At 34.6% G+C, this 24,970-nt stretch carries 37 protein-coding genes; 4 read left to right on the plus strand and 33 right to left on the minus strand.

The genetic code is table 11. The features are described from left to right. Nucleotides 1-108 precede the first annotated feature (108 nt). From QJ521_RS07570 to QJ521_RS07580, 3 genes are read left to right on the plus strand one after another with little or no spacing between them, the layout of a single operon-like run. A complete protein-coding gene (locus QJ521_RS07570) occupies nucleotides 109-1,725 on the plus strand; it encodes an ABC transporter ATP-binding protein (protein ID WP_282839853.1) in 1,617 nt (538 codons plus the stop codon). 27 nt (nucleotides 1,726-1,752) lie between these two features. After that, nucleotides 1,753-2,466 (plus strand): ABC transporter ATP-binding protein, encoded by a 714-nt coding sequence (locus tag QJ521_RS07575; RefSeq protein ID WP_282839854.1) that lies wholly within the window; start codon nucleotides 1,753-1,755, stop codon nucleotides 2,464-2,466. Next, nucleotides 2,463-4,067, plus strand: a complete 1,605-nt coding sequence (locus tag QJ521_RS07580; RefSeq protein ID WP_282839855.1) for a hypothetical protein — start codon at nucleotides 2,463-2,465, stop codon at nucleotides 4,065-4,067. The genes QJ521_RS07575 and QJ521_RS07580 overlap by 4 nt, the downstream gene beginning before the upstream one ends. Before the next feature lie 34 nt (nucleotides 4,068-4,101). Here the strand turns inward: QJ521_RS07580 and QJ521_RS07585 are convergent, their stop codons facing one another. Beyond that, on the minus strand, nucleotides 4,102-5,085 hold the full coding sequence (locus tag QJ521_RS07585) for an aldo/keto reductase (RefSeq protein ID WP_282839856.1): 984 nt from the start codon (nucleotides 5,083-5,085) through the stop codon (nucleotides 4,102-4,104). An 11-nt stretch (nucleotides 5,086-5,096) separates the two neighbouring features. Further along, nucleotides 5,097-6,851: an endonuclease gene (locus tag QJ521_RS07590; protein ID WP_282839857.1), complete on the minus strand. Its 1,755-nt coding sequence runs from the start codon at nucleotides 6,849-6,851 to the stop codon at nucleotides 5,097-5,099. A 195-nt stretch (nucleotides 6,852-7,046) separates the two neighbouring features. Here QJ521_RS07590 and QJ521_RS07595 point away from each other — a divergent pair, with 195 nt between their 5' ends. Then, nucleotides 7,047-8,432 (plus strand): bacterial Ig-like domain-containing protein, encoded by a 1,386-nt coding sequence (locus tag QJ521_RS07595; RefSeq protein ID WP_282839858.1) that lies wholly within the window; start codon nucleotides 7,047-7,049, stop codon nucleotides 8,430-8,432. A 68-nt stretch (nucleotides 8,433-8,500) separates the two neighbouring features. Here the strand turns inward: QJ521_RS07595 and rplQ are convergent, their stop codons facing one another. From rplQ to QJ521_RS07750, 31 genes are all read right to left on the minus strand, one after another. Continuing rightward, complete coding sequence (gene rplQ, locus QJ521_RS07600; protein WP_282839859.1) at nucleotides 8,501-8,857, minus strand: 50S ribosomal protein L17; 357 nt, start codon at nucleotides 8,855-8,857, stop codon at nucleotides 8,501-8,503. 3 nt (nucleotides 8,858-8,860) lie between these two features. Next, nucleotides 8,861-9,850 (minus strand): DNA-directed RNA polymerase subunit alpha, encoded by a 990-nt coding sequence (locus tag QJ521_RS07605; protein ID WP_282839860.1) that lies wholly within the window; start codon nucleotides 9,848-9,850, stop codon nucleotides 8,861-8,863. Between the two features lie 18 nt (nucleotides 9,851-9,868). After that, entirely contained in the window at nucleotides 9,869-10,255 is a 387-nt protein-coding gene (rpsK, locus tag QJ521_RS07610) for a 30S ribosomal protein S11 (protein ID WP_282839861.1), read from the minus strand. Between the two features lie 16 nt (nucleotides 10,256-10,271). After that, a complete protein-coding gene (gene rpsM / locus QJ521_RS07615; RefSeq protein ID WP_282839862.1) occupies nucleotides 10,272-10,637 on the minus strand; it encodes a 30S ribosomal protein S13 in 366 nt (121 codons plus the stop codon). Between the two features lie 12 nt (nucleotides 10,638-10,649). Further along, nucleotides 10,650-10,766: a 50S ribosomal protein L36 gene (gene rpmJ, locus QJ521_RS07620; RefSeq protein WP_282839863.1), complete on the minus strand. Its 117-nt coding sequence runs from the start codon at nucleotides 10,764-10,766 to the stop codon at nucleotides 10,650-10,652. 13 nt (nucleotides 10,767-10,779) lie between these two features. Next, the gene (gene infA / locus QJ521_RS07625; RefSeq protein ID WP_282839864.1) at nucleotides 10,780-11,001 is read right to left on the minus strand and encodes a translation initiation factor IF-1; all 222 of its coding nucleotides are present in this window, start codon (nucleotides 10,999-11,001) and stop codon (nucleotides 10,780-10,782) included. Nucleotides 11,002-11,005: 4 nt separating this feature from the next. Continuing rightward, entirely contained in the window at nucleotides 11,006-11,764 is a 759-nt protein-coding gene (gene map, locus QJ521_RS07630; protein WP_282839865.1) for a type I methionyl aminopeptidase, read from the minus strand. Continuing rightward, nucleotides 11,761-12,411 carry an adenylate kinase gene (locus QJ521_RS07635; RefSeq protein ID WP_282839866.1) on the minus strand — a complete coding sequence of 217 codons (651 nt, stop codon included), beginning with the start codon at nucleotides 12,409-12,411 and terminating at the stop codon, nucleotides 11,761-11,763. Before QJ521_RS07635 ends, map begins: the two co-directional genes overlap by 4 nt. Nucleotides 12,412-12,426: 15 nt before the next feature. Continuing rightward, nucleotides 12,427-13,737, minus strand: coding sequence for a preprotein translocase subunit SecY (secY, locus tag QJ521_RS07640; protein ID WP_282839867.1), 1,311 nt, complete (start codon nucleotides 13,735-13,737; stop codon nucleotides 12,427-12,429). A 1-nt stretch (nucleotide 13,738) separates the two neighbouring features. After that, complete coding sequence (gene rplO / locus QJ521_RS07645) at nucleotides 13,739-14,176, minus strand: 50S ribosomal protein L15 (RefSeq protein ID WP_282839868.1); 438 nt, start codon at nucleotides 14,174-14,176, stop codon at nucleotides 13,739-13,741. A gap of 12 nt (nucleotides 14,177-14,188) precedes the next feature. Next, nucleotides 14,189-14,368, minus strand: coding sequence for a 50S ribosomal protein L30 (gene rpmD, locus QJ521_RS07650; protein WP_347568091.1), 180 nt, complete (start codon nucleotides 14,366-14,368; stop codon nucleotides 14,189-14,191). Continuing rightward, complete coding sequence (rpsE, locus tag QJ521_RS07655) at nucleotides 14,368-14,880, minus strand: 30S ribosomal protein S5 (RefSeq protein ID WP_282839869.1); 513 nt, start codon at nucleotides 14,878-14,880, stop codon at nucleotides 14,368-14,370. Before rpsE ends, rpmD begins: the two co-directional genes overlap by 1 nt. Nucleotides 14,881-14,893: 13 nt before the next feature. Beyond that, the gene (gene rplR, locus QJ521_RS07660) at nucleotides 14,894-15,247 is read right to left on the minus strand and encodes a 50S ribosomal protein L18 (RefSeq protein ID WP_282839870.1); all 354 of its coding nucleotides are present in this window, start codon (nucleotides 15,245-15,247) and stop codon (nucleotides 14,894-14,896) included. A gap of 14 nt (nucleotides 15,248-15,261) precedes the next feature. Beyond that, a complete protein-coding gene (gene rplF, locus QJ521_RS07665; protein ID WP_282839871.1) occupies nucleotides 15,262-15,801 on the minus strand; it encodes a 50S ribosomal protein L6 in 540 nt (179 codons plus the stop codon). Between the two features lie 13 nt (nucleotides 15,802-15,814). Then, nucleotides 15,815-16,213: a 30S ribosomal protein S8 gene (gene rpsH, locus QJ521_RS07670; RefSeq protein ID WP_282839872.1), complete on the minus strand. Its 399-nt coding sequence runs from the start codon at nucleotides 16,211-16,213 to the stop codon at nucleotides 15,815-15,817. Nucleotides 16,214-16,228: 15 nt separating this feature from the next. Continuing rightward, the gene (gene rpsN / locus QJ521_RS07675) at nucleotides 16,229-16,498 is read right to left on the minus strand and encodes a 30S ribosomal protein S14 (RefSeq protein WP_282839873.1); all 270 of its coding nucleotides are present in this window, start codon (nucleotides 16,496-16,498) and stop codon (nucleotides 16,229-16,231) included. A gap of 11 nt (nucleotides 16,499-16,509) precedes the next feature. Next, on the minus strand, nucleotides 16,510-17,049 hold the full coding sequence (gene rplE / locus QJ521_RS07680; RefSeq protein WP_282839874.1) for a 50S ribosomal protein L5: 540 nt from the start codon (nucleotides 17,047-17,049) through the stop codon (nucleotides 16,510-16,512). A gap of 12 nt (nucleotides 17,050-17,061) precedes the next feature. Then, the gene (gene rplX / locus QJ521_RS07685) at nucleotides 17,062-17,403 is read right to left on the minus strand and encodes a 50S ribosomal protein L24 (protein WP_282839875.1); all 342 of its coding nucleotides are present in this window, start codon (nucleotides 17,401-17,403) and stop codon (nucleotides 17,062-17,064) included. A gap of 13 nt (nucleotides 17,404-17,416) precedes the next feature. Next, nucleotides 17,417-17,785 (minus strand): 50S ribosomal protein L14, encoded by a 369-nt coding sequence (rplN, locus tag QJ521_RS07690; RefSeq protein WP_282839876.1) that lies wholly within the window; start codon nucleotides 17,783-17,785, stop codon nucleotides 17,417-17,419. Between the two features lie 13 nt (nucleotides 17,786-17,798). Beyond that, nucleotides 17,799-18,059, minus strand: coding sequence for a 30S ribosomal protein S17 (rpsQ, locus tag QJ521_RS07695; RefSeq protein ID WP_282839877.1), 261 nt, complete (start codon nucleotides 18,057-18,059; stop codon nucleotides 17,799-17,801). A 10-nt stretch (nucleotides 18,060-18,069) separates the two neighbouring features. Further along, nucleotides 18,070-18,258: a 50S ribosomal protein L29 gene (rpmC, locus tag QJ521_RS07700; protein WP_282839878.1), complete on the minus strand. Its 189-nt coding sequence runs from the start codon at nucleotides 18,256-18,258 to the stop codon at nucleotides 18,070-18,072. Continuing rightward, nucleotides 18,255-18,671, minus strand: a complete 417-nt coding sequence (rplP, locus tag QJ521_RS07705; RefSeq protein ID WP_282839879.1) for a 50S ribosomal protein L16 — start codon at nucleotides 18,669-18,671, stop codon at nucleotides 18,255-18,257. The genes rpmC and rplP overlap by 4 nt, the downstream gene beginning before the upstream one ends. A gap of 2 nt (nucleotides 18,672-18,673) precedes the next feature. Then, a complete protein-coding gene (rpsC, locus tag QJ521_RS07710) occupies nucleotides 18,674-19,405 on the minus strand; it encodes a 30S ribosomal protein S3 (protein WP_282839880.1) in 732 nt (243 codons plus the stop codon). Nucleotides 19,406-19,417: 12 nt separating this feature from the next. Beyond that, nucleotides 19,418-19,753 (minus strand): 50S ribosomal protein L22, encoded by a 336-nt coding sequence (gene rplV, locus QJ521_RS07715; RefSeq protein ID WP_282839881.1) that lies wholly within the window; start codon nucleotides 19,751-19,753, stop codon nucleotides 19,418-19,420. A gap of 15 nt (nucleotides 19,754-19,768) precedes the next feature. Beyond that, complete coding sequence (gene rpsS / locus QJ521_RS07720) at nucleotides 19,769-20,050, minus strand: 30S ribosomal protein S19 (protein ID WP_282839882.1); 282 nt, start codon at nucleotides 20,048-20,050, stop codon at nucleotides 19,769-19,771. 10 nt (nucleotides 20,051-20,060) lie between these two features. After that, on the minus strand, nucleotides 20,061-20,891 hold the full coding sequence (gene rplB, locus QJ521_RS07725) for a 50S ribosomal protein L2 (protein ID WP_282839883.1): 831 nt from the start codon (nucleotides 20,889-20,891) through the stop codon (nucleotides 20,061-20,063). A 27-nt stretch (nucleotides 20,892-20,918) separates the two neighbouring features. Further along, nucleotides 20,919-21,206 (minus strand): 50S ribosomal protein L23, encoded by a 288-nt coding sequence (gene rplW, locus QJ521_RS07730; protein ID WP_282839884.1) that lies wholly within the window; start codon nucleotides 21,204-21,206, stop codon nucleotides 20,919-20,921. After that, the gene (gene rplD / locus QJ521_RS07735; RefSeq protein WP_282839885.1) at nucleotides 21,199-21,828 is read right to left on the minus strand and encodes a 50S ribosomal protein L4; all 630 of its coding nucleotides are present in this window, start codon (nucleotides 21,826-21,828) and stop codon (nucleotides 21,199-21,201) included. The genes rplW and rplD overlap by 8 nt, the downstream gene beginning before the upstream one ends. 11 nt (nucleotides 21,829-21,839) lie before the next feature. Further along, a complete protein-coding gene (gene rplC, locus QJ521_RS07740) occupies nucleotides 21,840-22,481 on the minus strand; it encodes a 50S ribosomal protein L3 (protein WP_282839886.1) in 642 nt (213 codons plus the stop codon). 32 nt (nucleotides 22,482-22,513) lie between these two features. Beyond that, nucleotides 22,514-22,822 carry a 30S ribosomal protein S10 gene (rpsJ, locus tag QJ521_RS07745; protein ID WP_282839887.1) on the minus strand — a complete coding sequence of 103 codons (309 nt, stop codon included), beginning with the start codon at nucleotides 22,820-22,822 and terminating at the stop codon, nucleotides 22,514-22,516. Nucleotides 22,823-23,068: 246 nt separating this feature from the next. After that, a complete protein-coding gene (locus tag QJ521_RS07750; protein WP_282839888.1) occupies nucleotides 23,069-24,802 on the minus strand; it encodes a putative PEP-binding protein in 1,734 nt (577 codons plus the stop codon). Between the last annotated feature and the right edge of the window lie 168 nt (nucleotides 24,803-24,970).

The following is a 24,970-nucleotide window of genomic DNA, read 5'->3' on the forward strand; positions in this document are numbered from 1 at the left end:
TCAAAAGTTCTATTCTATTATAACATATCCAAAATAAAAAAAATGACCATAATAAACAATATTAGATATGAAAAACATGTTAAAATATAAACAAGTGAGGAATAGCATATGCAAAAGAATTCTACAAAACTTTTTATCTCTAAAAATATGGTGGGTCTTAAGGGTCCTATCATTTTGTTGTCATGTTTAAGTCTTATCTTAAGCTTGACTGCAATCCTTTTTGCCTATTTCTCAAAACAAACAATTGATGCAGCAATTGATGGACAACAATCGCTTTTTATAACAAGTGCAATTATTATTTCTTCAATTTTATTAATACAGATCATAACTACCGGCATCAACCAATACTTAAGAACTTATTATTTAGGTCAAACAAATGTAAAAATAAAAAAATCATTGTTCTCAAAGATACTTGGCGCACGTTTAAAGGATACTGCTAAACATCATTCTGGTGTGTTGATGAATTACTTAAATAGTGATGTAGAAACTGTAAGCGATGGCATGATCGATGTTATACCTAAGCTTATATTCTATATTGCAAGATTTACTGGTGCATTTGCTCTTTTATATCTATTGGATCAGGTATTTGCATTAATGTTTGCAGGGTTTGGATTAATACTCTTTTTATTCAGTCGAATTATTAGTTTTGAAATGAAGAAAAGACATCATGCACTTCAAAATGCAGAAGCTAATTTAAGAAGCCTTATGCAAGAATCATTAGAAAATGTCCCAGTAATTAAATCATTCGAAGCAGAACATCTAATAACTGAAAAGCTCTTTAATCTTCAAAAACTACATTTTAAAGCTTTAAGAAAAAAACAAATCTTAAATATTTTTACATCAAGTGGTATGCATATATTTTTCGCATTTGGATATGCTTTTGCAATAATTTTTGGTGCGATTAGATTACAAGAAAATATCATCAGTTTTGGTACACTAACCGCAATGATTCAACTTGTCCAACATATCCAATCACCATTTAGTGGTTTATCACAACTCGTTCCTAAATATCATGCAATGACTGCTTCTGCTGAACGATTGATGATGATTGATCGATTTGAGCCCGAGGAATTCCATACAATCAATGAACAGACTGAGTTTGAATCATTAGTCATCGAAGATTTAAGTTTCAAATATGAACAACAATATATTATTAAGAAATTCACATGCCGAATTAACAAGGGTAGTTTTGTCCATATACATGGAGAAAGCGGAAAAGGTAAAACAACATTGTTTAAATTGTTATTAGGTTTATATCAACCTCAAGAAGGGTTTATTTTCTTTACTAAAGGTAAGGATACATATCTATGTGATGCAACAACAAGACATTTGTTCAGCTATGTTCCTCAAGGTAATCTAATGCTTTCGGGAACGATTAGAGAAAACTTAGAACTCTATCAAAAGTCTACCGAAGAAAATCTTATTCAAGCCTGTAAAATTGCTTGCATCTATGATGTGATTAAGGACTTACCTCAAGGATTTGATACCTTGTTAGGTGAAAAGGGATTAGGCTTTTCTGAAGGTCAAATACAACGTTTGGCAATAGCTAGAGCATTGCTGAAGAATACGCCAATACTATTGCTTGATGAAATCACATCAGCTTTAGACCCGGAAACAGAAAACAAAATATTTAGTTCCATCAAATCATTAACGAACAAAACATGCTTTATTATTTCGCATCGGAATTTACCAAAGGATTTAATTGATCAATCAATTGATTTATAAAAAATTCAAAATAAAGAGGTGTCGATTATGATGATCATTAAAAACGTTTCAAAAAGCTATGATGGGATCAAGAAAGCTTGTGATTCCATAGATTTGACAATTGAAAAAGGTGATATTTTTGGGTTTGTTGGACACAATGGTGCTGGTAAAACAACATTACTTAAATCTATTGCAGGAATCATTGATTTTGATTCTGGTGATATATTGGTTGACGGCCACTCAATCAAAACAGAACCACTAGAAGTCAAAAAAATTATTTCGTATATACCTGACAATCCAGATATTTATGAATCTTTGACTGGAATACAATATTTAGAGTTCATATCTGATGTCTTTAAGATTGATTTGGATCAAAGAAAGCGTGAAATAGATAAGTATGCAACGTTGTTTGAAATCATTGATGTTTTAAATAATCCAATCTCATCGTATTCACATGGTATGAAACAAAAATTAGTTATTATTAGTGCACTTATTCATAAGCCAAAACTATTTTTACTTGATGAACCATTCGTCGGTCTTGATCCAAAAGCAAGTTATCAGTTAAAACAAATTTTTACAGAGATGTGTAATCAAGGTGTATCAATATTCTTTTCTACACATGTTCTAGAAGTTGTTGAAAAATTATGTAATAAGGTTGCTATTATCAAGCAAGGAAAAATCGTTGCTCAAGGGAATACTCAAGAAATTATAGCTAATCAGTCGCTTGAAAATATTTTCATGGAGTTGGCTAAAGAATCATGATGTATAAATCACTTGTAAAACTATTTTTCAAAGAGAATTTTTCCCTCAAGCGACTGATGGGTTTTGATATAAAAAAATCAAAAGTTAAAGCAGCTTTAATAGGACTTGCTATTATATATGCAATTGCAGTTTTTGTTGGCGCATTCGGGTATATGTTCTTTGATTTGGGTAGAATACTAAATGATATGGGGCAACCTAAAATACTGTTAAGTTTTTTAACCATTTATTCCTTAGGTTTAGCAATCATTATTGTATTGCTTAGAGCGAGTGGATCTTTATTCTATTATAAGGACTATGATATTTTATCACCATTACCAATTCATCCGAGAACCATCCTTATGGCTAAGATTACAGTTCTATTAACTATGTTGTATGTTTCTAGTTTTATCTTTACATTGCCAATTGCTTTTTCATATTTTTATTGGACAGGATTTTCTATATTGAGCATTATCTATTACTTAATTGGTTTTGTCTTTGTTCCTCTTGTACCATTTATTGTCATGACATTAATTTCATTGCTCATTGCGATTGTAACATCTCGTTTTAGAAAAAATAAAATCATAAATATCATCATTATGTTCGCTGTATTCATAGGTATTTTCATGTTTACTTTTTCAATCAATGATGTTGATGTGAATCCATTAACTGGGCAAATAGAGTTATTCGCTGGTATTACAAACGCATATCCCCCTTTTAAATGGTTCATGAACTCAATTCATGATCATAATGTTATTGACTTAATACTCCTTGTTAGTTCACATGGATTATTGTTTGGAATATTTGTTTATTTTGTTCAAGGTATTGTTCATCAAACCAATCAAAAGGGCATCAGATCGGACACTAGAAAAAACGGAAGTGTTATTAAATACCAACAACGATCTGTGATGATGGCATTAGTACAAAAAGAGTTTAAAAAATTCTTCAGTATTACACTTTATGCGGTTAATGCTGGTCTTGGACCTGTCATTATGATTGTCTTATCTATTGCTAGTCTTTTTTATAAGACTCAAATAGAAGCATATTTAGGTGAAATTATAGGTGTCGGACTAGATATTGAGATTATGATCATGATATTAATTGGTTTTAGTATATCAATGACATATACACCAGCAATTAGTCTATCTTTAGAAGGTAAAAACTATTGGATTGTAAAAAGTTTACCTATTGAATCCGAGACAATTGTTTTATCAAAGATTTTATTTAATATATTGTTAGCATTACCGGTTGCAATCATTAGTATGCTGATATTTGGATATACACTAGGCATTTCAATTGTCAATCAACTTCTTTTAATTGTTCTATTTTCAATATTTACTTTAACTATATCATCAATGGATGCAATCATTAATTTACATATGCCTAAGTTTGATTTTGTAAATGAGGTAGAAGTCATTAAGCAAAGTGCTGGTGCTTTACTAGGGGTGTTTGGTGGTTTTGCTGCTATGATTTTGAATGGTGTTATATATTATTTGCTTAATGATTTGTTTAATTTAAGCATTATTGTTATATTTATGATTATCTTGAATATTTTGTTATCATTATTTTTCATCTATTATATCCGAAAGAATTCATCAAGTTTATTATCAAAAATGAAAGCGTAAAAAAGAGGGATAGCTTCCCTCTTTTTTTGTCTATCTACCATAAATAATGTACTGGATTTTTTATATACTCATCATATATTTTTTGAACAGATTTCATTTGTTCTTCCGTTAATATTGATAATTCTGAAGCTTTGATATTCTCAGTAACTTGTTCTGGTCTACTCGCTCCTGGAATAATTGTACTTACTGCATCAAACATTAATATCCATTTTAATGCATATGGAACAAGATTATCAGTTTTAAAAGCCTTCTTCAACTTTTCTACAGCTTTTAGTCCTTGATGATAATCTACTCCAGAAAATGTTTCACCTTTATCAAACATTTCACCATTACGATTAAATGTTCTATGATCGTGTTCTCCAAATGTTGTTCGTTCATGATATTTACCTGTGAGTAAACCACTTGCTAGTGGAACACGAACAATAATACCAACATTTTTTTCTTTTGCTTTTTTAAAGAATGTTTCAATTGGTCTTAATCTAAACATATTGAAGATTATCTCAATAGCATCAACACCATCATAGTCTAGTGCTTTAAGACCTTCTTCGATTCTTTCAACGCTTACTCCATAATGTTTAATTAACCCTTCTTTTTTAAACTTATCCATATATTCAAAAACCTCAGGAGTATAATAAACATCTGTCGGAGGACAATGTAGTAAGGCCATGTCCAAAGCTTCGACGTTCATGTTTTTTCTACTATCGTTAATATATGCCCTAATACTTTGTTCTGTGTAAAGTTCTTTTGCCTGCTCAGGCAACTTTCTACCAACTTTTGTTATGACGAATGGTTTAACTGCTAAATCTTTAATATGTTCACCAATAATTTTTTCGCTTAGACCACCTTGGTAAACATCAGCTGTATCAAAACAATTAATACCATTTTGAATAGCTGTTTCTAATGTTAAGTGTGCTTTTTCATGATCAACTGGATCTCCCCATTTTGATCCTAATTGCCATGTTCCTAATGAAATTTCTGAAACTTTGATTCCTGTTTTTCCAAAAGTTCTATACTTCATTTTATCGCCCCTTACATCATATATTTTTCTTTTCTATTCCCCGTGTATTCAACAATGTATACATCAATTATAATTGCAGATGCTATTTGTGTAAAGTCTAGTGTGATTGTTTCACCTGAGCTCAATGTGATTGTTCCCCATATTTTTTCTACAAGTTCAGGATGATCTATAAATGGATTTCTGTTATTTTGATAATTAAAAATAATCTCATTTCTGTTTTGTTCGAATGAGTCAACTGGGTCCTCTAAGTGCCATTGTAGCAATGTATCTAATTTCCCCATTTGATATACTGTCGGATTCCCATTAACTAATGTCAAGTAATCATACTTAACTGTCATATAAAACAACATTCTTGCTACATCACCTTTGACTTCATCTCTTGGTTTATATGAGACAGTGGTGGTGGTATAATCAAAAAATTTGTTCCCTCTACTTGAGTTTTCACTAGGGTTTGCTGGCTTAAGATTGTGCAAATCTGCACCAACATGTGTACTGCTATTGTTCGTACTAACATTCAATAAGGATTGTGGCCAAACATGTTCTCTATTCCATGTAATACCACCGTCCCAAACACCAGATACCGAGGTTCCGCGATAAACTAATATAACATTATTATGATTATTTGGGTCTCTATCTGTAATATTTAAAATATAGCGTGCATCTCCATATGTTTGCATGGTTACACCTTCATTGACTATATTTCTAAGTTCATGAACTAAGTCATTCCCGTATAAACCACTTACAGATTCATAATATCCTTCATATGTAAAATCATCTATCATTACCCATTTGGCGTATAAAATCTTACTTTGAGTTATTGGGTTCCCAAAATCATATAAAGTATTTCCATTGTTAATCAGTGTCCAACCAACAAAATCATATCCATCTTTTTCTGGATCATCGATTGGAGCAATAAGAGATTCATATCTTAATTGTTCTGAATATATTTCTATGCCATCACTTATAAATGTGATTGAATAAACTTCTCGATCAAAATATACTTCTAATAGCAATGCATCATCTATAGTTACAACACCTGATAACTGACTTAATTCATCATTGATGATAAACCCAGTCATCGATGGTGTGATTGTTACTGTTTCACCTACAATGTCTAGATAGACATTTGTGCTTAGCGGGGCATATAAATCGTCTTCAATATTTTGGTAGTATACTGAAATTGTATAATCAGCTGTAATTACTTCTTCCTCAAATAAAGCAATTAAAGTGATATTCGTTGTAATTGGGGTGTTAAATATGAATGGATGCTCTAAATTATCTTGTAAAAACCATCCAATAAAATCATAACTCGATTTAACTGGATCATCTGGTTTTGTGACAAATTCTCCCTCAACAACTTCAACGATGAACAATTCTTCTTGGTCCTCAGTTTCAAATGTTACTGTATAATATGTGTAAATTCCTATTACAGTTATTTCAAAATTTTTAGTTCGGCTCTCAGAACCCATATTCACGTGTAGTGTTAAAGTGACTATGGTATCAGTGTTTGTGGGTTGTGTAACAACGCCTTGATTCGAAATAACGTCAGGGTTTGAACTAACCCAAACGATTTGTACAATATGAACTAAATTTGAACTTGTTGGAAGTGCGATATTGGATTCTACATTTATTGCAGACTCACCATCCGCATACTCAATTTCAAGTGATTGTACCACTTGATCTATTGTATACGTTTCTGTTTCTTCGCAACCAAAAAGTGCTAATGTAATAATTATGATTCCTAGTGCTATTAATAATCTTTTCATGTCATTCCTCTATTCGTATATTAAAGTGCATATCTATTTTAATATGCTTTATTGTAAATAACAAGTTATTTATGTTATTGTTTGTTTTTATTATAATAATTTGTTCATACTATTTAAAAACTGTTCAATATAGTGTAAAATGGTAACAATTAAGCACGACACCAAGATAACTTAATAATATAAAGGAGAGATAGCATGAGATTACCAAAATTTGTAGTTTTGGCGTTGTTCATTTTTGTTTTTTTATTGTCAAGTTGCGTAGATGATGGGGCAATTGATGTCACACCAACTGATGAGCCTATTGTATCCACTCCAGTTGAAACACCACAAATTGTCATATTGGATCATATTGAAATCTATGTGCAGCCAGCAAAAATAGTTTATGATATTGATGAACCATTAGACATATCAGGTATGAAAATTAGAGCTACTTACTCAGATGAAACAGTTGAGATTGTTGATATTATACCTTCAATGTTAAGTAATTTTGACTTTTCAACAACTGGGGAAAAAGCGATAACTGTTAGTTACACTTTTAACGATGTAATAAAAACGACTACTTTTGTCGTGACAGTCAGCGAGGAAGTCGTACTAGATGGTCCAGGTTATAAAGGAGAGATTGTGTCTCTTAAGGATACTTTGATTGAAGGCATGTTTGGAGGTTTGATTATTTATCAAATAAATCACCAAAGAAACTTTATGGGTGGGGGGACACGTCTTGTTGTAGATTTAAAATTCCCAGAACCTTACCTTTTTGGTGCTGATTACTATACATTAGAGTATTACGATTTAACACTAGACACTTGGCATACCTATATGCAAAATGATGAACCAGTTACTTCTGATTATGATAATTTTTCATTATCTTTTTCCGAACCTATGACATTAAGACTAAAAACATCTGGTGTTGATGGTGGAGAACTTACTTCTAATGTTGTTGAAACGGATATTACATTTATTGAAACTAGTTTTTCTGGTTGGTCTCTAGATCAATCCTCATATATCAGTGGAGTTATGTCTCCTTATGTTGGTTATGGATTGACTTTTGATATAACGGTTTATGACATTAGCGATACTGAATCTATATTAGTTGAAGGTGGTTATTCTTTTGAGTGGTATCGTCTAAATCCATATACATATGAAATGACTAGAATAGATGGTGCTGATGAAGACACCTATATAACCACTACAAGTGATATTGGACATTACATTGTTTCCAAAGCTGTTGGAGATGAGATTAATGTTGGTGGATATCTTCAAGTACTTTCAATGGAAACTGTTCAAGTCCAAACAGAAGCTGTGATTGTTGAAGTTGGTGATAATGGCTTTACGATAGGATTTGACTATCTAATTGATATCGAGAATTCTGACACTCTAACAGTTTATACAGATCAGGGAAATACTGAACTTGAAATAACTTCTATAACACAAGGTTCCAACGCTGCTATATATGTAGTTGAAGTTGATTTAACTGGACTAACAGAAATTACTATTTATGCATTTGGTGACTCTTGGGTATTGGTCTCTCCATTTATGGATATGCATATGCAGTGGGGCATGCAAGTTGATTTAACAGAGTAGAACAATAAAAAATAACTAAAATAAAAAGCCGAAATCTGTTTTATAGATTAAGGCTTTTTTAGTTTTAATTATACAAATTCAATAATTGCCATTGGCGCAGCATCGCCGCGTCTTGGAACTGTTTTGATGATTCTAGTGTAGCCACCTTTTCTGTCTTGGTAGCGAGGTCCTAGTTCAGAAAAAAGTTTTTGAAGAGCATTTTGTCCTTCTTTAACTTCTTCAAAGCGTACTGTTTCAGCAGCTTGTCTTCTTGAGCTTAAAGAACCTTCTTTTGCTAAAGTAACCATCTTATCAGCTAATTTCTTCAATTCTTTCGCTTTTGCTTCTGTTGTAACGATACGTTCATTAATAATGATGTCTGTTACAAGATCACGAAGTAAAGCTTTTCTTTGATTGCTGTTGCGTCTTAGTCTACTATAAGCCATGATTTACTCCTTCTCTTCATCGTCTAAATGAAATTTTGATTCTTTGGTTGAAGTGTTATCAAATTCAAGACCATGCTCAGATAGTTTTTCTTTTAACTCTTTAAAAGATTTTCTACCTAAACTTCTAAATCTCATAACATCTTCTTCGGTTAAACGAATGATTTGAGCAACCGTATAAATACCTGAGCGTTTCAAACTATTGAAAAGGCGCACGGATAAATCTAATTGTTCAATCTTCATTTCAAGTTTTTTATTTACCGGTTCTTCTTCTTGTTCAAAAATAAAGTCAGCTGAAGCTGCTTGTTCACTAATCTCAACAATAACGTTTAGATAGTCAATTAACATCTTAGATGCTAAAGCTAGTGCTTCTTTTGCAGCGATTGCTCCGTTTGTTTCAATGTCTAACATCAACTCATCAGCATCTCCTCTTGTTTTTTCAACATGATAAGACACTCGTGAAACTGGTGTATAGATTGAATCTATTGGGATAATACTTTTTTCATTTTTACTAAAAACTTTATTTTTTTCTGCATTGACATAACCTACACCACGACGGATTGTAACTTCCATAGAAAGTCTTCCGGTATCGGATAAATTAGCAATCACTTGATCTGGGTTAACAATTTCAACACCATCAACATGATTAAAATCTGCAGCAGTTACTTTTCCTGATCCAACAGCGTATAGTTCTAGTTTTTGTTCGAAATCTGGTTCTTTTGATTCAACCGAAAAAATTACTTTCTTCAAGTTTAATACAATCCCCATAACATCTTCAAAAACACCTTCCATTGTTGAAAACTCGTGTTCTACGCCGTCAATTTTGATATTAACGATTGCGGCTCCAGGTAAAGATGATAATAAAACTCTTCTCAATGCATTACCTAGGGTAATTCCGTATCCGCGTTCTAATGGTTTAATAACAAATCTACCTTTATTACCGTCTACTGATATTTCATCAACTGCAGTTGGTTTTTCAAATTTTAAATCTTTCACAAGTTACCCTCCTTAGAATTATCCACGTGGACGTTTAGGCGGTCTACATCCATTGTGTGGTACTGGTGTTACGTCTCTAATCGCAGTGATTTCTAAACCAGCTGCTTGAAGTGAACGAATTGCAGCCTCACGTCCTGGACCAGGTCCTTTGACAGAAACTTCAACTTTAATCATTCCATTATCCATTGCAGTTTTTGCAACTGATTCTGCTGTTAATTGTGCAGCAAATGGAGTTGATTTTCTACTTCCCTTGTAACCTAGTGCACCCGCACTGCTCCAAGCAATTGCGTTTCCATCAACATCGGTAATTGTTACGATTGTATTATTGAAAGTTGTGTGAATGTGTGCAATACCAAGAGGGATATTTTTTCTAGCTTTACGCTTCGTTGTTTTTTTACGTGCCATGATTTATTATTCCTCCCTACTTCTTCTTACCGGCAATCGCCTTTGGTTTACCTTTTCTTGTACGGGCATTGTTTCTTGTGTTTTGACCACGTACAGGTAATCCTTTACGATGACGGATACCACGATATGAACCGATTTCCATTAAACGTTTGATGTTTAATGTAACTTCACGGCGTAAATCACCTTCGGTGATATACTTGCCTATTTCAGTACGAATACGGTTTAGTTCGTCTTCTGATAATGCTTTTACGCGAGCTTCTTCACTTACGTCAGCATCTTTTAAAATTTGCTTGGCAGTAGATAATCCAATGCCATATACATAAGTCAACGAGACCACGACGCGTTTGTCGCGTGGAATGTCAACGCCTGCTATTCTTGCCATAGTTCCTCCTCATTAACCTTGTCTTTGGTTATGTCTTTTATTTTTTTTATTAATTACGTAAACTTTTCCTTTACGTTTCACAATGATGTCGTCTTCACTTCTTTTTTTAACTGATGCTCTAACCTTCATATGCGGTTCCTCCTTATTTGCGGCGGTACGTGATACGGCCGCGTGATAAATCATATGGTGACAATTCTACTGTTACTTTATCACCAGGTAAAATGCGTATGTTGTGCATGCGGATTTTACCAGAAACATGAGCCAATACAATATGGCCGTTTTGTATAAGTTCAACTTTGAACTTCGTATTTGGTAATACTTCGATTACTCTTGCTTCTACTTCTATTAAATCTTCTCTTGCCATAGATTCACTCCTTCTTTAATTTAGTCAAAATGTCATACCCAGACTCCGTAATAACAATCATGTGTTCAAAATGAGCACTTGGTTTCTTATCAACTGTGACTGTCGTCCAATTATCGGTTAGCACTTTAACACGTTTTGTACCTAGATTAATCATAGGTTCTACACAAAATGTCATTCCTGGTTTTAATATCGGACCCTCGTTTGGTTTTCCAAAATTGGGAACATACGGTTCTTCATGAAGTTCTCTACCAATGCCATGACCAGTAAATTCTTCTACGATACCATAACCATAAGGTTTAACAAAACTTTCGATTGCGTGTGATATATCTGAAACTCTATTCCCCGGTTTAGCTTGTTCAAGTCCTACATAGAGCGCTTCTTCAGTGATTTTAAGAAGTTTTTCTATTTCGGGTTTGATTGTTCCAACTGGATATGTTGTTGCAGAATCTGCATGATACCCTTTATAATTGACGCCAAAATCTAATGTAATAATGTCTCCTTCTTTAAGAACTTTTTTCTTAGAAGGAATACCGTGAACAACAACTTCATTAATTGAAGTACAGATGGATCCTGGAAAGCCATGATAACCTTTAAATGATGGTGTGGCTCCAAGACTGGTAATATAGTTTTCAGCGAGTTGGTCGAGATGATGCGTATTGATGCCTGGTTTGATATGCTCTTGGAGCATATTTCTTGTCATATCTAAGATGCGTCCTGCTTCACGCATCAACTCTATTTCGCGTTGTGATTTGATTTGTATCAATCTACCTCACCTAAAACTTTCATAATTCTTGAGTTTGTCTCTTCAATCGTACCTGAACCGTCGATTGTGAATAAAAACCCTGAATTTTCATAATAACCTATAACAGGAGCTGTTTGTTCATTATAAATACGTAAACGTCTTTGAACGGTTGCTTCCATATCGTCAGTTCTTTGAATAAGCTTGCCACCATCTTTATCACATATACCTGGTTTTTCAGGTTTTTTGTATTTGATATGGTAGACAGCGCCACATACTTCGCAAACTCTGCGCCCACTAATTCTATCTACTAACAAACTTTCATCAATTGCAATATTAATAACTGCATCCATTGTCCATCCCTTTTGGTCTAAATAATGGTCGAATGATTTAGCTTGTTCGATGTTTCTTGGGTATCCGTCAAAGAGGAATCCCTTTTCTGCATCTGATTTCGATAGTCTTTGGCGAACTATTTCATTTGTTATATCGTCTGGAACAAGTTCGCCACGATCAATATACTCTTTTGCAATTTTACCGACTGTAGTTTTATCTTTATACAGTTCTCTGAAAATATTGCCGGTTGAAATGTGCGGAATTTGATAATGCTTAGATAGAAGCTGAGCTTCTGTTCCCTTACCTACTCCAGGAGGGCCCATTAAAATAATTCGCATTGTCACTATCCTTTACTATTTAAATATGCCGCTATATTCTGCTTGACTTGCGTCTGTTTCAACTTGTTGTGTTGTTTCTATAGCTACACCAACAATAATCAATAAGCTTGTACCACCTAAAGTGATCGCTTGTGCTTCTTGTCCTTGGAATCCAAAAATAATGGATGTTAACACTGGTAAAACTGCTAATACAACAAGATATACGGTACCAATGACTGTAATTTTGAATAATAATTTTGCAACAAAATCTTGGGTTTCTTGTCCTGGACGAACACCTGGAATGTATGCGTTTGATTTAGATAAGTTATCTGATATCTTCTCTGGGTTGATGGTTAAGAATGAATAGAAGAATGAGAATACTACAATCAATAATACATAAAGGATAAATCCAATTGGTTGTTGATAGTTAAATATTGTATTTAACCAACCTGTGAAACCTGTAGTTGATGATGCTGTAAAACCAACAATTGATAATGGAATACTTAATATTGTTTGTGCAAAGATGACTGGGATTACACCAGCACTGTTAATCTTCATCGGAATATTTGAATCTGACTTGCCTTGACGGTTCGCATATTGAACAGGTATTTTACGTGTAGCAATTTGCATATAAACAACGCCAAGTAGGATTCCAAAGTATAGCAACATAATAAATACGAAGATTACAATGTCCCATCCGCCAGTACCTTGTGAAATGTATTTTGTCCACAGTGTGGTCCACATCGTAGGCAAACTCGTTACAATTCCGGCAACAATCAGCATTGATGTACCGTTTCCAACACCTTTTTTTGTAATAAGATCAGCAAGCCAAATAGCTAATGCTGTACCGCCCATCATGACGATTGCCATGTAGATGTAATAGAAATATCTATATCTTTCAACATCTGCAGCTTCCAAACTTGGAATTAAAACACTACCATTAATACTGATACCAATAATAAGTGCTAAACCTTGAATGAATGCTAAAGCAATTGCTAAATAACGTGTGATTTGATTTAACTTAGCTTTTCCAGATTCACCTTGTTCGCTCATTTCCTTAAAGGAAGGAACAACCATTTGTAATAATTGAATAGCAATAGATGCAGTAATGTAAGGTGATATCCCTAGTGACATGATAGAAAATCTTTCAAGTGCTTGTCCACTAAAGTTGTTTAAGATTGCGACGAAACTACCGCTTGATTCCATAAATTGGACGATAGCTCTTGTGTCAAAGAGTGGAACCGTAATATGACTTGCAAGTCTAACAATGAGTAAGATGAACAAAGTAAATGCTAATCTCATCATAACTGTTTTATTACTTAGAATTCGCTTAATACGTATCCACACTTTAAATCACCTCTACTGTTCCACCGGCTTTTGTTATTGCTGCTTCAGCAGCTTTTGAGAATACGTTTGCTTTTACAGTCAACTTTTTCTCGAGAGTTCCATTTGCCAGTACTTTAACGCCTGATTTAAGTTTTTTCAAAACATTTCTAGCAACTAATACTTCTGGTGTAACTACTTCGCCATCATTAAATAGATTTAAATCTGATAAATTAACAACAGCATATTCTTTACGGTTGACGTTCTTAAATCCTCTTTTAGGTATACTTTGGAAGAAAGGAAGTTGTCCTCCTTCAAAACCTGGACGTGGACCGCCACCTGAGCGAGCAAGTTGACCTTTGTCACCTTTACCAGAGGTCATACCAGTACCACTACCGGGTCCTCTACCTAAACGTTTACGCTTTTTTCGTGCACCTTCTACAGGTCTTAATTCGTTTAACATTGGTATTTCCTCCTACTCTACTTCTTGAACTTCAATCAAATGTCCAATAGTTTTCACCATACCCATAAGGGCATCGTTAGGCTCTATTACAACAATTTGATTAATCTTTTTTAATCCTAATGCATGTGCTGTTTTAACTTGATTTGGCTTGCGGCCAATCAAACTTTTCTTTAGTTTAATTTGTAATTTCATTATGACAACTCCGATATATCTACACCACGAAGTGCAGCAACTTTTTCAGCTGTTCTTAGTTCTTTGAGTCCAGCAAATGTTGCACGCACCATGTTAATTGGTGTGCTTGTGCCAATAGATTTAGATAAAATATCATTAACGCCAGCAAGTTCGAATACAGCACGAACCGCACCCCCAGCGATGATACCAGTACCTTCTGAAGCTGGTTTCATAAATACTTTACCTGCTCCAAAGTTTCCAGTGACTTGATGTGGAATTGAAGTTCCTACAATAGGAACATTAATTAAATTAGTTTTTGCATCTTCAATAGCTTTCTTAATTGCATCTGGCACTTCTGATGCTTTACCAGTACCAAAACCAACTTGACCTTGTTTGTTACCGATTACAACTAAGGCAGCAAAACGGAAACGACGACCACCCTTAACAACTTTAGTTACGCGGTTGATCGAAACAACACGTTCTTCGAATTGGTTATCTTGTTGTTCTTCTTTATTGTATCTATCTCTAGCCATGTATGTTTCCTCCTTAGAATTGTAATCCTGCTTCACGTGCTGCTTCAGCTAATGCTTTGATTCGTCCGTGATATAAATAACCACTTCTATCAAACACAACTGATTTAACACCTTTAGCAAGCGCCTTTTCGGCGATTAATTTCCCAACTGCCTTAGCAGATTCAATATTTGAACCTTTAAGACCCGTTTCTTGACTACGAGCACTGATAAGTGTTGTTTGTTTAACATCATCAATTATTTGTACATAAATTGCAGTGTTAGAACGATAAACATTCAGTCTTGGACGTTCAGCAGTTCCTTCAACAATTTTTCTGATACGAATATGACGTTTTTGTCTGTTGACATTCTTTGATATTTTCTTAATCATCGTGATGTCCTCCCTTACTTAGCAGTCTTTCCAGCTTTACGCGGAACATACTCATCAACATAACGAATACCCTTACCAAGATATGGTTCTGGTTTTCTAACACTTCTAATCTTAGCTGCAAATTCGCCAACGACTTGTTTGTCGGCGCCTTCAATGATGATATCAGTGTTTTTTGGAATAGTGACAGTAACTCCTGCTGGAATCTCTAGTTCAACTGGGTGTGAATAACCCATACTTAAATTCACGACGTTACCTTGTAGATTTGCTCTATAACCAACTCCGCGAATTTCTAATTGCTTTTTAAATCCTGTTGATACACCATTAACCATATTTGCTAATAAGGCGCGTGTTGTACCATGGATCTTTTTCGTAAACATTTCTTCGTTTGGACGTGTGACTTTAATCTCACTTCCATCTATTTCAATACCTAAACTTTGGTTGAATTGGAATTCAAGTTGACCTTTTGGTCCTTTAACTACAGCGTAGTTTTCTGGGCTTACCGTGACGGTAACACCAGCAGGAACTTGAATCACTTTATTACCTATACGTGACATAATTTCCTCCTTATTACCATACGTAAGCGAGCACTTCGCCACCAACTTGAGCTAAACGCGCTTCACGATCAGTCATGATACCTTTTGATGTTGAGACTAGAGCAATTCCTAATCCGTTTAACACTTTAGGTAAATCATCTACTGAAGCATAAACACGAAGTCCTGGTTTCGATATCCGCTTTAAACCTTTAATTACACGTTCTTTTGTTGATGTGTATTTTAAGGTAACTACAATCTTGCCTTGTGGTCCATCTTTGAGCACTAGGTAATCAACGATGAATCCTTCCTTTTTAAGTACTGCTAAAATATCAGACTTTAAACGGGAAGCAGGCATTTCTACTTTCTCATGACGCATTCTATTTGCGTTACGAATACGTGTTAGCATATCCGCGATTGGATCAGTCATAACCATGTTTCTTCCTCCTAATTACCAGCTTGCTTTTTTAACACCAGGGAGTTCACCCTTGTGTGCTAATTCACGAAACTTAAGACGTGACAAGCCAAACTTGCGCATATAGCCGCGTGGACGACCATCGAGTGAATCGCGATTTCTTAATCGTGTTGCAGATGCATTTCTAGGAAGTTTTTGAAGTGCTTGATAGTCACCTTTTTCCTTCAATTCTGCATTTTTTTCACGATAGCGTTCAACAATTTCACGACGTTTTGCATCTTTTACGATCTTTGATTTTTTTGCCATAATACGCCTCCTTACTTCTTAAACGGCATGCCAAGTTGACTTAATAATGCGCGTCCTTCTTGGTCAGTTTTAGCCGTTGTTACAATTACAATGTCCATACCACGAACTTTTTTTACTTTATCCAAACTAATTTCTGGGAAAATGATTTGCTCTCTTATGCCTACCGTATAGTTTCCGCGACCATCAAATGAATTTGATGAGATACCTCTAAAGTCACGAACACGTGGTAAAGCAATTGAAATTAATTTATCTAGGAAATAGTACATTCTATCTCCACGTAGTGTTACTTTAGTACCAATAGCCATTCCTTCTCTAAGTTTGAAGTTAGAAATTGAATTTTTAGCTTTTGTTACAACTGGTTTTTGACCGGTGATTGCTCTTAGTTCTTCTACAGCATCATCCAATACTTTCGGATTGAATACTGCATCACCGACACCCATGTTAACAACAATTTTTTCAATTCTAGGTACTTGCATAACAGATGTATAGTTGAATGCCTTAATTAGTTCGGGTTTGACAACATTTTCGTACTTTTCTTTAATTAAACTCATTGTTCAAACTCCTTATTTATCAAGGCTTTCGCCTGATTTTTTCGCATAACGTACTTTTTTACCATCTACTTCGCGATAGCCAACACGTGTTGGTTTGCTTGTTTTTGGATCAATAATTGCTACGTTAGAAACATGTATTGGTGCTTCTTTTTCTATAATGCCGCCTTTATCATTTGCCTGTGTTGGACGTTGGTGTTTTTTGATTATATTGACACCTTCAACTAACACACGGTCAGTTTTTGTATAAACTTTTAAGACGCGACCTGTCTTGCGAGTTTTATTTCCTTTTTTATCAGTTACAAATTGGTCGCGTCCAGCGATAACTGCAACTGTGTCTCCAGCTTTTATGTACATAGACGAAACCTCCTTATAATACTTCTGGAGCTAGGGATACGATCTTCATAAAGTTCTTATCTCTTAACTCTCTTGCCACTGGACCAAAAATACGGGTTCCACGTGGGTTCATGTCATCTTTAATAATTACAGCTGCATTTTCATCAAACTTGATGTATGAGCCGTCAGCGCGACGAAGGCCAGAAACCGTACGTACAATAACTGCTTTTAAAACTTCACCTTTTTTAACCATACCTGCAGGTGTAGCTTTTTTTACTGTTACAACAACGACATCACCGATATTAGCATAACGACGACGGGTTCCCCCTAAAACCTTTATCACAAGTACTTCTTTGGCACCGCTGTTATCAGCAACAACCATTCTGCTTTCTTGTTGAATCATGTTTTTATCCTCCCTATACTAAATCGGATTTAGCAACAACTTCTAAAAGACGGAATCTCTTAGTTTTTGATAATGGTCTTGTTTCCATAATGGTAACAGTATCTCCAATACCTGCTAAACCTTCTTCATCATGCACATGAAATTTTTTAGATACCTTTACACTTTTTCTGTATAAAGGAGATTTTTTGTATGTGTCAACAACCACGGTAATCGTTTTATCCATTTTGTCAGATACAACTTTTCCCGTATATACTTTTCTTTGATTACGTTCCATAGTATCCTCCTTATTCAGCACGTTCACTGATGATTGTCTTCATTTGTGCAATCGTTTTTTTAACTTGACTAATTCGAGCTGTATTCTCAAGTTGTCCTACTGCAAGTTGAAAGCGTAAATTAAATAATTCAGCCTTTAGCTCATCAATTCTTTTTTGTAAATCGTTTGTATTGATTTTTCTGATTTCAGCTGCTTTCACGCTTGCTCACCTCTTTTAACAATTTTTGTCTTAATAGGTAACTTGTGTGATGCTAATCTAAGTGCTTCTCTTGCTATTTCTTCAGAAACACCGTTAATTTCAAACATTATTTTACCTTCTTTGACAACCGCTACCCAATGATCTGGAGCACCTTTACCGGAACCCATACGCACTTCTAGTGGTTTCTTAGTCTTTGCTAAGTGTGGGAAGATATTTATCCATACTTTCCCTAATCTTTTCATATGTCTTGTCATCGCAATTCTGGCTGCTTCGATTTGACGATTTGTTATCCAAGCGCCTTCTTGTGCTACTAATGCAAAGTCCCCGTTAAGAATTTCATTTCTTCCTTTAACAGCGCCTTCATAGCTCACACGGTGTGGACGACGAAATTTAGTTCTTTTAGGCATTAACATAATTATTTGCCCCCTTGTCTGCGATTACGTCTATTATCTTGACGTGGTGCTCTCTCATCTTGTTTTTTAAGGTTTTCTTCTCTTGTTTGACCAGGAAGAACTTCCCCATTATAAATCCAAACTTTCACACCAAGAATTCCATAAGTTGTATTTGCTTCTGCAGTTGCATAATCAATGTCAGCGCGTAAAGTATGCAGAGGTACTTGACCTTCTGAATATCCTTCACTACGTGCCATTTCAGCACCACCTAAACGACCTGATACAAGTGTTTTAACACCTTTAGCTCCAGCTTTTAATGCACGTTGCATAGCTATTTTTTGTACACGTCTGAATGATGCACGGTTTTCTAGTTGTTCTGCAATACTTTGTGCAACAAGTGTCGCTACGCGTTCTGGACGCTTGACTTCGACAACGTTAAATACAATTTCTTTGTCGGTAAGTTTTTCTAATTTAGTTACAGCTTTCTTCTTTGTCTCAGCATCTCTACCAATAACAATACCTGGCTTAGCTGTGTGTAATGTAATTTTTACACGATCTTTTCCGCCCTTACCTTTTACGCGTTCAATTTCAACGTGAGAAACAGCGGCTTTTTTGTAAAAATTATTTAGGTATTTACGAATTTCTGCATCTTCTTTGACTAGTCCTGGAACTGCAGTTTTAGCTGCATACCATTTTGAATCCCAGCCACGGATGATACCAAGACGCATACCTATTGGATTAACTTTTTGACCCATGTCTCTTCACCTCTACTCTTTTTCTGCCACAACTACTGTGATGTGGCTAGTTCTCTTTTGAATGATATCGCCTTGACCTTTAGCTCTTGGCAAAAGTCTCTTAAGACGAACTCCTTCATTAACATAAACCTCTTTTACAAAAAGGTTTTCAACGTTAGCATTGTTATTGTGTTCAGCGTTAGCGACTGCGCTGTTTAACACTTTCAAAATAACTGGTGAGGCGCCACGTGGTGTAAACATTAAAATTGCTTGAGCTTCTTTAATGCCTTTACCGCGGATTAAGTCAACGACTAATCTTACCTTACGTGGAGCAATGCGAACGGTTTTAGCTATAGCTTTAGTTTCCATCATATTCTCCTCCAATTACTTCTTCTTAGCTTTCTTATCATCTTTACCATGTCCGTGATATGTGCGTGTTGGTGCAAATTCGCCAAATTTATGTCCAACCATATCTTCAGTAATGTAAACAGGTACATGTGATTTACCATTGTAAACGGCAACCGTGTGTCCAACAAAATCAGGGAAAACTGTTGAACGACGTGACCATGTTTGAATTACTTTCTTTTCATTTACTTCATTTTGTTTTTTTACTTTATTTAATAAGTGATTGTCACAAAATGGTCCTTTTTTTAATGAACGTCCCATAAATTTCCTCCTACTTCGTACGACGACGAACGATTAAGTCGTTTGACGCTTTTTTATTGTCGCGTGTAATAACACCGCGAGCCTTCTTACCCCAAGGGGTCATTGGTGATTTTCTACCGATTGGTGTTCTACCTTCACCACCACCATGTGGGTGATCGTTAGGGTTCATCGCAGATCCCCGTACAGTAGGACGAGTCCCCATGTGACGAGTTCTACCTGCTTTACCAATATTTACAAGCTCCCATGATTCATTTCCTACAACACCAATTGTTGCACGACATGTTCCTAAGATCTTACGAACTTCGCCAGATTGTAAACGAACGAGAACATATTTATCTTCGCGTCCTAAAATCTGAGCAGATGCTCCTGCACTTCTTGCAATTTGTCCACCTTTTCCTGGGCTCAATTCAATATTGTGAATTGTTGTACCTACAGGAATATTCATAATTGGTAATGAATTACCAGTTTTGATATCTACTTGTTCTCCAGAAACTATTTCATTCCCAACTTCTAATCCTTTAGGTGCAAGAATGTATCTTTTTTCACCATCTAGATAATGAATCAATGCGATATTAGCACTACGGTTAGGATCATATTCAATCGTTGCCACCTTACCAATCACATCAAATTTATTACGTTTAAAGTCAATTACACGATATTTTCTTTTTGCACCGCCACCAATGTGACGAACGGTTATCTTGCCTTGGTTGTTACGTCCGCCTGTGCGAGAAAATGGTTCTAGTAGTGATTTTTCAGGAGTAGATGTTGTTATTTCTTCGTATGTTAACACACTCATGTTACGACGACCATTGGTTGTCGGTTTGTATTTTTTAACCGGCATTTGGTTAAACCTCCTCTAATTTTTCACTTAAACTGTGAAGGCATCAATTTTTTGACCTTCAGCTAATTTAACTACTGCTTTTTTATAAGCATTCTTATAACCTTCATATTTACCCATTCTTTTGAATTTAGGTAATACGTTAATTGTATTTACAGATAATACATTTACATTAAATATTATTTCTACAGCTTTCTTGATTTCTACTTTATTTGCTTTTCTATCAACTTTGAAAGTGTATTTATTTTGACTCTCAATTAGTTGAGTTGTTCTCTCAGTAATTATAGGAGCCTTGATTATATCGTAATATTTAGTCATTTCCCAATACCTCCTCTAATGCTTCAACTGCGTCTTTTGTTAAGACCAAGTTTTTGCAATTAAGAATGTCATACACGCTGACGTGACTAACTTGAGAGAATGCTACTGTAGGAATATTTCTAGCTGCTAACATTTCATTGTCAGTAAATGTTTTAGATACAAATAAAACTTTTCCTTCGATACCCAACCCTGCTAATAATTCTTGGAATTTTTTTGTTTTAGGTGCATCAATATTCAATGACTCAATTACCTTTAATTGATTATTTGCTGCATGATATGAAAGTGCAGATCTTAAAGCTAATTGACGAACTTTTTGATTCATCTTAACTGCATAACTTCTTGGAGTTGGTCCAAAGACTACTCCACCTGTACGCCATTGTGGTGATCTAGTTGACCCTTGACGAGCACGACCAGTTCCTTTTTGACGCCATGGTTTTCTACCACCACCTGATACTTCACCACGGTTTTTAACATCGTGAGTACCATGTCTCATTGCTGCTCTTTGAGCGTTCACTACATCATACAATGCTTGTTGATGTGGTTCAATACCGAATACGTAATCGGATAAGGTTAAGTCAGCAACTTTTTTACCTGTTTGATTTAATAAGTTTACTTTTGGCATATTAACCCTCCTTATTTACTACTTTTAACAGCAGATTTAACGATAACTAGTCCCTTGTTTGGTCCTGGAACGCTTCCACTTATTAATAGCAATTGATTTTCAACATCTACACCGGTAACTACAAGGTTTTGAATTGTAACTTGTTCGTTACCCATGTGTCCTGGTAAGTTTTTACCTTTTAGTTTGCCTTTTACAGCACCCATAGAACCTGGTCCGCGATGGTATCTTGAACCATGCGTCATTGGTCCGCGGGATTGATTATGTCTTTTAATACTTCCGGCAAATCCTTTACCCTTAGATGTACCAGTTACATCTACCTCTTCACCAACTTTAAATAAATCCGTCTTTACAAGTTCACCGACCGTTATGTTTACTAACTCATTATTAAGCTCTTCTTTAAAGCGGATTTCTCTAATGAAGCGCTTAGGTGCTGTGTCAGCTTTTTTCACGTGCCCTTGTTCAGGCTTGTTACTTAATTTGTCCCGTTTAGTTTCGAAACCAACTTGAGTTGCCACATAACCATCTGTTTCAACAGTTTTTTGTTGTAGCACTACATTGTCAGCCACATCAATAACGGTTACTGGAACTAACACACCATTTTCATCGAAAATTTGTGTCATTCCAAGTTTTCTACCTAAGATTCCTTTGGCCATAATTTTACCTCTTTCTTAATTTGCTTTATGCTTTATTTTTTTAATACGATATCAATACCTGATGGTAAATCAATATCCATCAATGCACTAATAGTTTTTGGGTTTGGATCTATAATTTGAATTAATCTTTTGTGCGTTCTACGTTCAAATTGTTCACGTGAATCTTTGTTTACGTGAGGTGAACGCAAGACTGTAAATATTTCCTTTTCTGTTGGAAGAGGAATTGGTCCTTGAACTGTTGCTCCAGTTCTAAGTGCGCTTTCTACAATCTTTTTAGCAGCTTGATCAATCAATCTGTGATCGTAAGCCTTCAAACGAATTTTAATTACATCTTTTGCCATTTCTAATAGCTCCTTTCGCCTATAATCCTGTATAGACTTGCTCCACAGAAAAACCTAACACGTAGACAACGGCTATCCGTGTGTCAGCAACCTTCCATTTCACAGCCTGCTCGCATACACACGAGCGTTATCATTATATAAGAAAAAGAGAGGAAAAGCAACACTTATATCATATTTCATCTCTTTTTTTTATGATTTTTAGTAATTCTTCATTATATATCGATTACTTGACTAAAAATACTGTAATTAGTCGATTTTGTATTTTTTCTTGCGTTCTTCAATCAATTTTAGTTCTTCTTCCTTTTTCTCTTCTTCCTCTAGTTTTTCTCGTTCTTTCTCTTTTTCCATTTCATCTCTAATTTGTTTTTGAATTACCCTTTCAGCAGCAACCCCTTTGAATGTTCCTCTTGTACTAGCGAAAAACTTGACTACTTCTCCAGCTTTCGGCATACAATCTACTGGTATGGAAAACTCTTTAAATCCTAACCTCATTAACTTCAATAATATATCTGGATTATTTAAACAATACCCACTTACTATGTGTCTTATACGCTTTGAATATGATCTATAATATTGATGCAAGTCTCGTAAATCATTCTTTAACTCAAACATAAAATCCTTATAAATAATCTTACTATATCTGTTTTGATTATCTATCATTTCTTCAATTAAATTGTCCAATCCTATGACCACAAAATCATATAATTCAAAATCTTCAAAGTATTCAAGAGTTGTTTCGGTTTCAACCATCATACCTAACAATGGTTGTTGGGCATTAGACTTTTTAAATGCAACTCTAATATAATCTACCCAAGAACTCATTTCATTACTTAACCTAATCATAGGTACAACCATATTGACGACTTTATTCGTTATACGACTAGCCTCTGCAATAGCTAAAACATTTGTTGTGAACACAGGATGTAATCTTAAGAAAGTGCTAAAATCTGTATATTCATCTCCCATAATATCAACAGGTTTATCGGGACGAAAATCGGGAATATTAATATAAACTTCTTTATCTCCTGCTGTTTTAAGTAATTTTATATAAAGTTTTGTTTGCTCTTCAAGTGTAGGTATTGTCCCTTTTGCTCCATAGAAAAACTCACTCTTGAATGTGCATACTCCACTAAACCATTCTGAACTTATGATCTCTTTGATATTTCTTAAATCATTTGTAGAAGTGAACAGGGTAATAGGGTCTAAACTCATACCCGGTCCTTTAATAATATACTTCATACTACTCATCATTTGATTTTGATACATAGCAATTAAATCTTCGTCTGGATTCAATATTATTTCTTCCTTTAAGGAATCAATAATTACCATATCATCCTCAAAAAAAGCATGATCGGATATCGCTATGGTAAGCTGATATTCATTTGCATAAAGTCTTGCCAAATTATAATTTTCATCCTTTCTACAAATAAACCCCTTAACATATTTAGGCATATTATAGAAATACTCTTTTTTAAATCTATTTACAACAATGATTGAATTTTCTTTTATTTCTCTGATTTTATATCTGTATATTATGCTTTCTAGTCGCAACAATAATCGTTGTCTCAAATATTCTAGCGTTCTAAGTTTCTCTTCTGTGGATGGATAGAATGGATCTGTCTTACCAAATTCAAGATATGCATCTAAAGCCATGTTGAATGCCTTCAAAAAGTTCATCCTATCTTCAAAAACATATTTTTTAAACATTTCTAATAAGATCGTGGAATCAAAAAAACCCAAAAGTTCAAAAAACTCTCTCTCTGTCCAATAAAAACTTTCTTTGTACCCCTCTTCAATAATCCTCAAGTTTAAAAATTCATCTGCTTGATCTTGGTAAAATTTCTTAAAAATAAATTCTAAATCTTTTTCTGAATAGTGATTAGAGTCGGATAGGTGATCAAATAGAACAATCCTACCCACTGCATTTTTCTTATGGGTAGCTTTACACAAAATCTTTTTACCTTTATCTAATGTATACAAGATGTTCTCCTTTTTATTTTTTATATTTATATCTAGCGTTTTTACTAGTTATATTTACAGCCAATAGGCGACATCTGCATGAATAATTATCGGTAGGGGGGGAATAAATAAACACACAAAACCATTATAATATAAATGTTAAGTAGATGAAAGCGTTTTTTTGTTTTT

Source organism: Peloplasma aerotolerans (assembly GCF_030012175.1).
GTDB classification, from domain to species: domain Bacteria; phylum Bacillota_I; class Bacilli_A; order Acholeplasmatales; family Acholeplasmataceae; genus Peloplasma; species Peloplasma aerotolerans.

Coding starts and splice junctions, on each gene's coding strand:
- QJ521_RS07570 (WP_282839853.1), top strand. CDS start 109: ATGCAAAAGAATTCTACAAAACTTTTTATCTCTAAAAATATGGTGGGT.
- QJ521_RS07575 (WP_282839854.1), top strand. CDS start 1,753: ATGATGATCATTAAAAACGTTTCAAAAAGCTATGATGGGATCAAGAAA.
- QJ521_RS07580 (WP_282839855.1), top strand. CDS start 2,463: ATGATGTATAAATCACTTGTAAAACTATTTTTCAAAGAGAATTTTTCC.
- QJ521_RS07585 (WP_282839856.1), bottom strand. CDS start 5,085: ATGAAGTATAGAACTTTTGGAAAAACAGGAATCAAAGTTTCAGAAATT.
- QJ521_RS07590 (WP_282839857.1), bottom strand. CDS start 6,851: ATGAAAAGATTATTAATAGCACTAGGAATCATAATTATTACATTAGCA.
- QJ521_RS07595 (WP_282839858.1), top strand. CDS start 7,047: ATGAGATTACCAAAATTTGTAGTTTTGGCGTTGTTCATTTTTGTTTTT.
- rplQ (WP_282839859.1), bottom strand. CDS start 8,857: ATGGCTTATAGTAGACTAAGACGCAACAGCAATCAAAGAAAAGCTTTA.
- rpsK (WP_282839861.1), bottom strand. CDS start 10,255: ATGGCACGTAAAAAAACAACGAAGCGTAAAGCTAGAAAAAATATCCCT.
- rpsM (WP_282839862.1), bottom strand. CDS start 10,637: ATGGCAAGAATAGCAGGCGTTGACATTCCACGCGACAAACGCGTCGTG.
- rpmJ (WP_282839863.1), bottom strand. CDS start 10,766: ATGAAGGTTAGAGCATCAGTTAAAAAAAGAAGTGAAGACGACATCATT.
- infA (WP_282839864.1), bottom strand. CDS start 11,001: ATGGCAAGAGAAGATTTAATAGAAGTAGAAGCAAGAGTAATCGAAGTA.
- QJ521_RS07635 (WP_282839866.1), bottom strand. CDS start 12,411: ATGCGAATTATTTTAATGGGCCCTCCTGGAGTAGGTAAGGGAACAGAA.
- rplO (WP_282839868.1), bottom strand. CDS start 14,176: ATGTTAAACGAATTAAGACCTGTAGAAGGTGCACGAAAAAAGCGTAAA.
- rpmD (WP_347568091.1), bottom strand. CDS start 14,368: ATGAAATTACAAATTAAACTAAAGAAAAGTTTGATTGGCCGCAAGCCA.
- rpsE (WP_282839869.1), bottom strand. CDS start 14,880: ATGGCTAGAGATAGATACAATAAAGAAGAACAACAAGATAACCAATTC.
- rplR (WP_282839870.1), bottom strand. CDS start 15,247: ATGATTAAGAAAATATCAAAGAATGTCAACAGACAAAAACGTCATATT.
- rplF (WP_282839871.1), bottom strand. CDS start 15,801: ATGTCACGTATAGGTAATAAAGTGATTCAAGTTCCTGCTGGTGTTACC.
- rpsH (WP_282839872.1), bottom strand. CDS start 16,213: ATGGTTATGACTGATCCAATCGCGGATATGCTAACACGTATTCGTAAC.
- rpsN (WP_282839873.1), bottom strand. CDS start 16,498: ATGGCAAAAAAATCAAAGATCGTAAAAGATGCAAAACGTCGTGAAATT.
- rplE (WP_282839874.1), bottom strand. CDS start 17,049: ATGAGTTTAATTAAAGAAAAGTACGAAAATGTTGTCAAACCCGAACTA.
- rplX (WP_282839875.1), bottom strand. CDS start 17,403: ATGTACATAAAAGCTGGAGACACAGTTGCAGTTATCGCTGGACGCGAC.
- rplN (WP_282839876.1), bottom strand. CDS start 17,785: ATGATTCAACAAGAAAGCAGAATGGTTGTTGCTGATAACAGCGGTGCC.
- rpsQ (WP_282839877.1), bottom strand. CDS start 18,059: ATGGAACGTAATCAAAGAAAAGTATATACGGGAAAAGTTGTATCTGAC.
- rplP (WP_282839879.1), bottom strand. CDS start 18,671: ATGTTAATGCCTAAAAGAACTAAATTTCGTCGTCCACACCGTGTGAGC.
- rpsC (WP_282839880.1), bottom strand. CDS start 19,405: ATGGGTCAAAAAGTTAATCCAATAGGTATGCGTCTTGGTATCATCCGT.
- rplV (WP_282839881.1), bottom strand. CDS start 19,753: ATGGAAACTAAAGCTATAGCTAAAACCGTTCGCATTGCTCCACGTAAG.
- rpsS (WP_282839882.1), bottom strand. CDS start 20,050: ATGGGACGTTCATTAAAAAAAGGACCATTTTGTGACAATCACTTATTA.
- rplB (WP_282839883.1), bottom strand. CDS start 20,891: ATGCCGGTTAAAAAATACAAACCGACAACCAATGGTCGTCGTAACATG.
- rplW (WP_282839884.1), bottom strand. CDS start 21,206: ATGACTAAATATTACGATATAATCAAGGCTCCTATAATTACTGAGAGA.
- rplD (WP_282839885.1), bottom strand. CDS start 21,828: ATGCCAAAAGTAAACTTATTAAATCAAACAGGTAAAAAAGTTGCTGAC.
- rplC (WP_282839886.1), bottom strand. CDS start 22,481: ATGGCCAAAGGAATCTTAGGTAGAAAACTTGGAATGACACAAATTTTC.
- rpsJ (WP_282839887.1), bottom strand. CDS start 22,822: ATGGCAAAAGATGTAATTAAAATTCGTTTGAAGGCTTACGATCACAGA.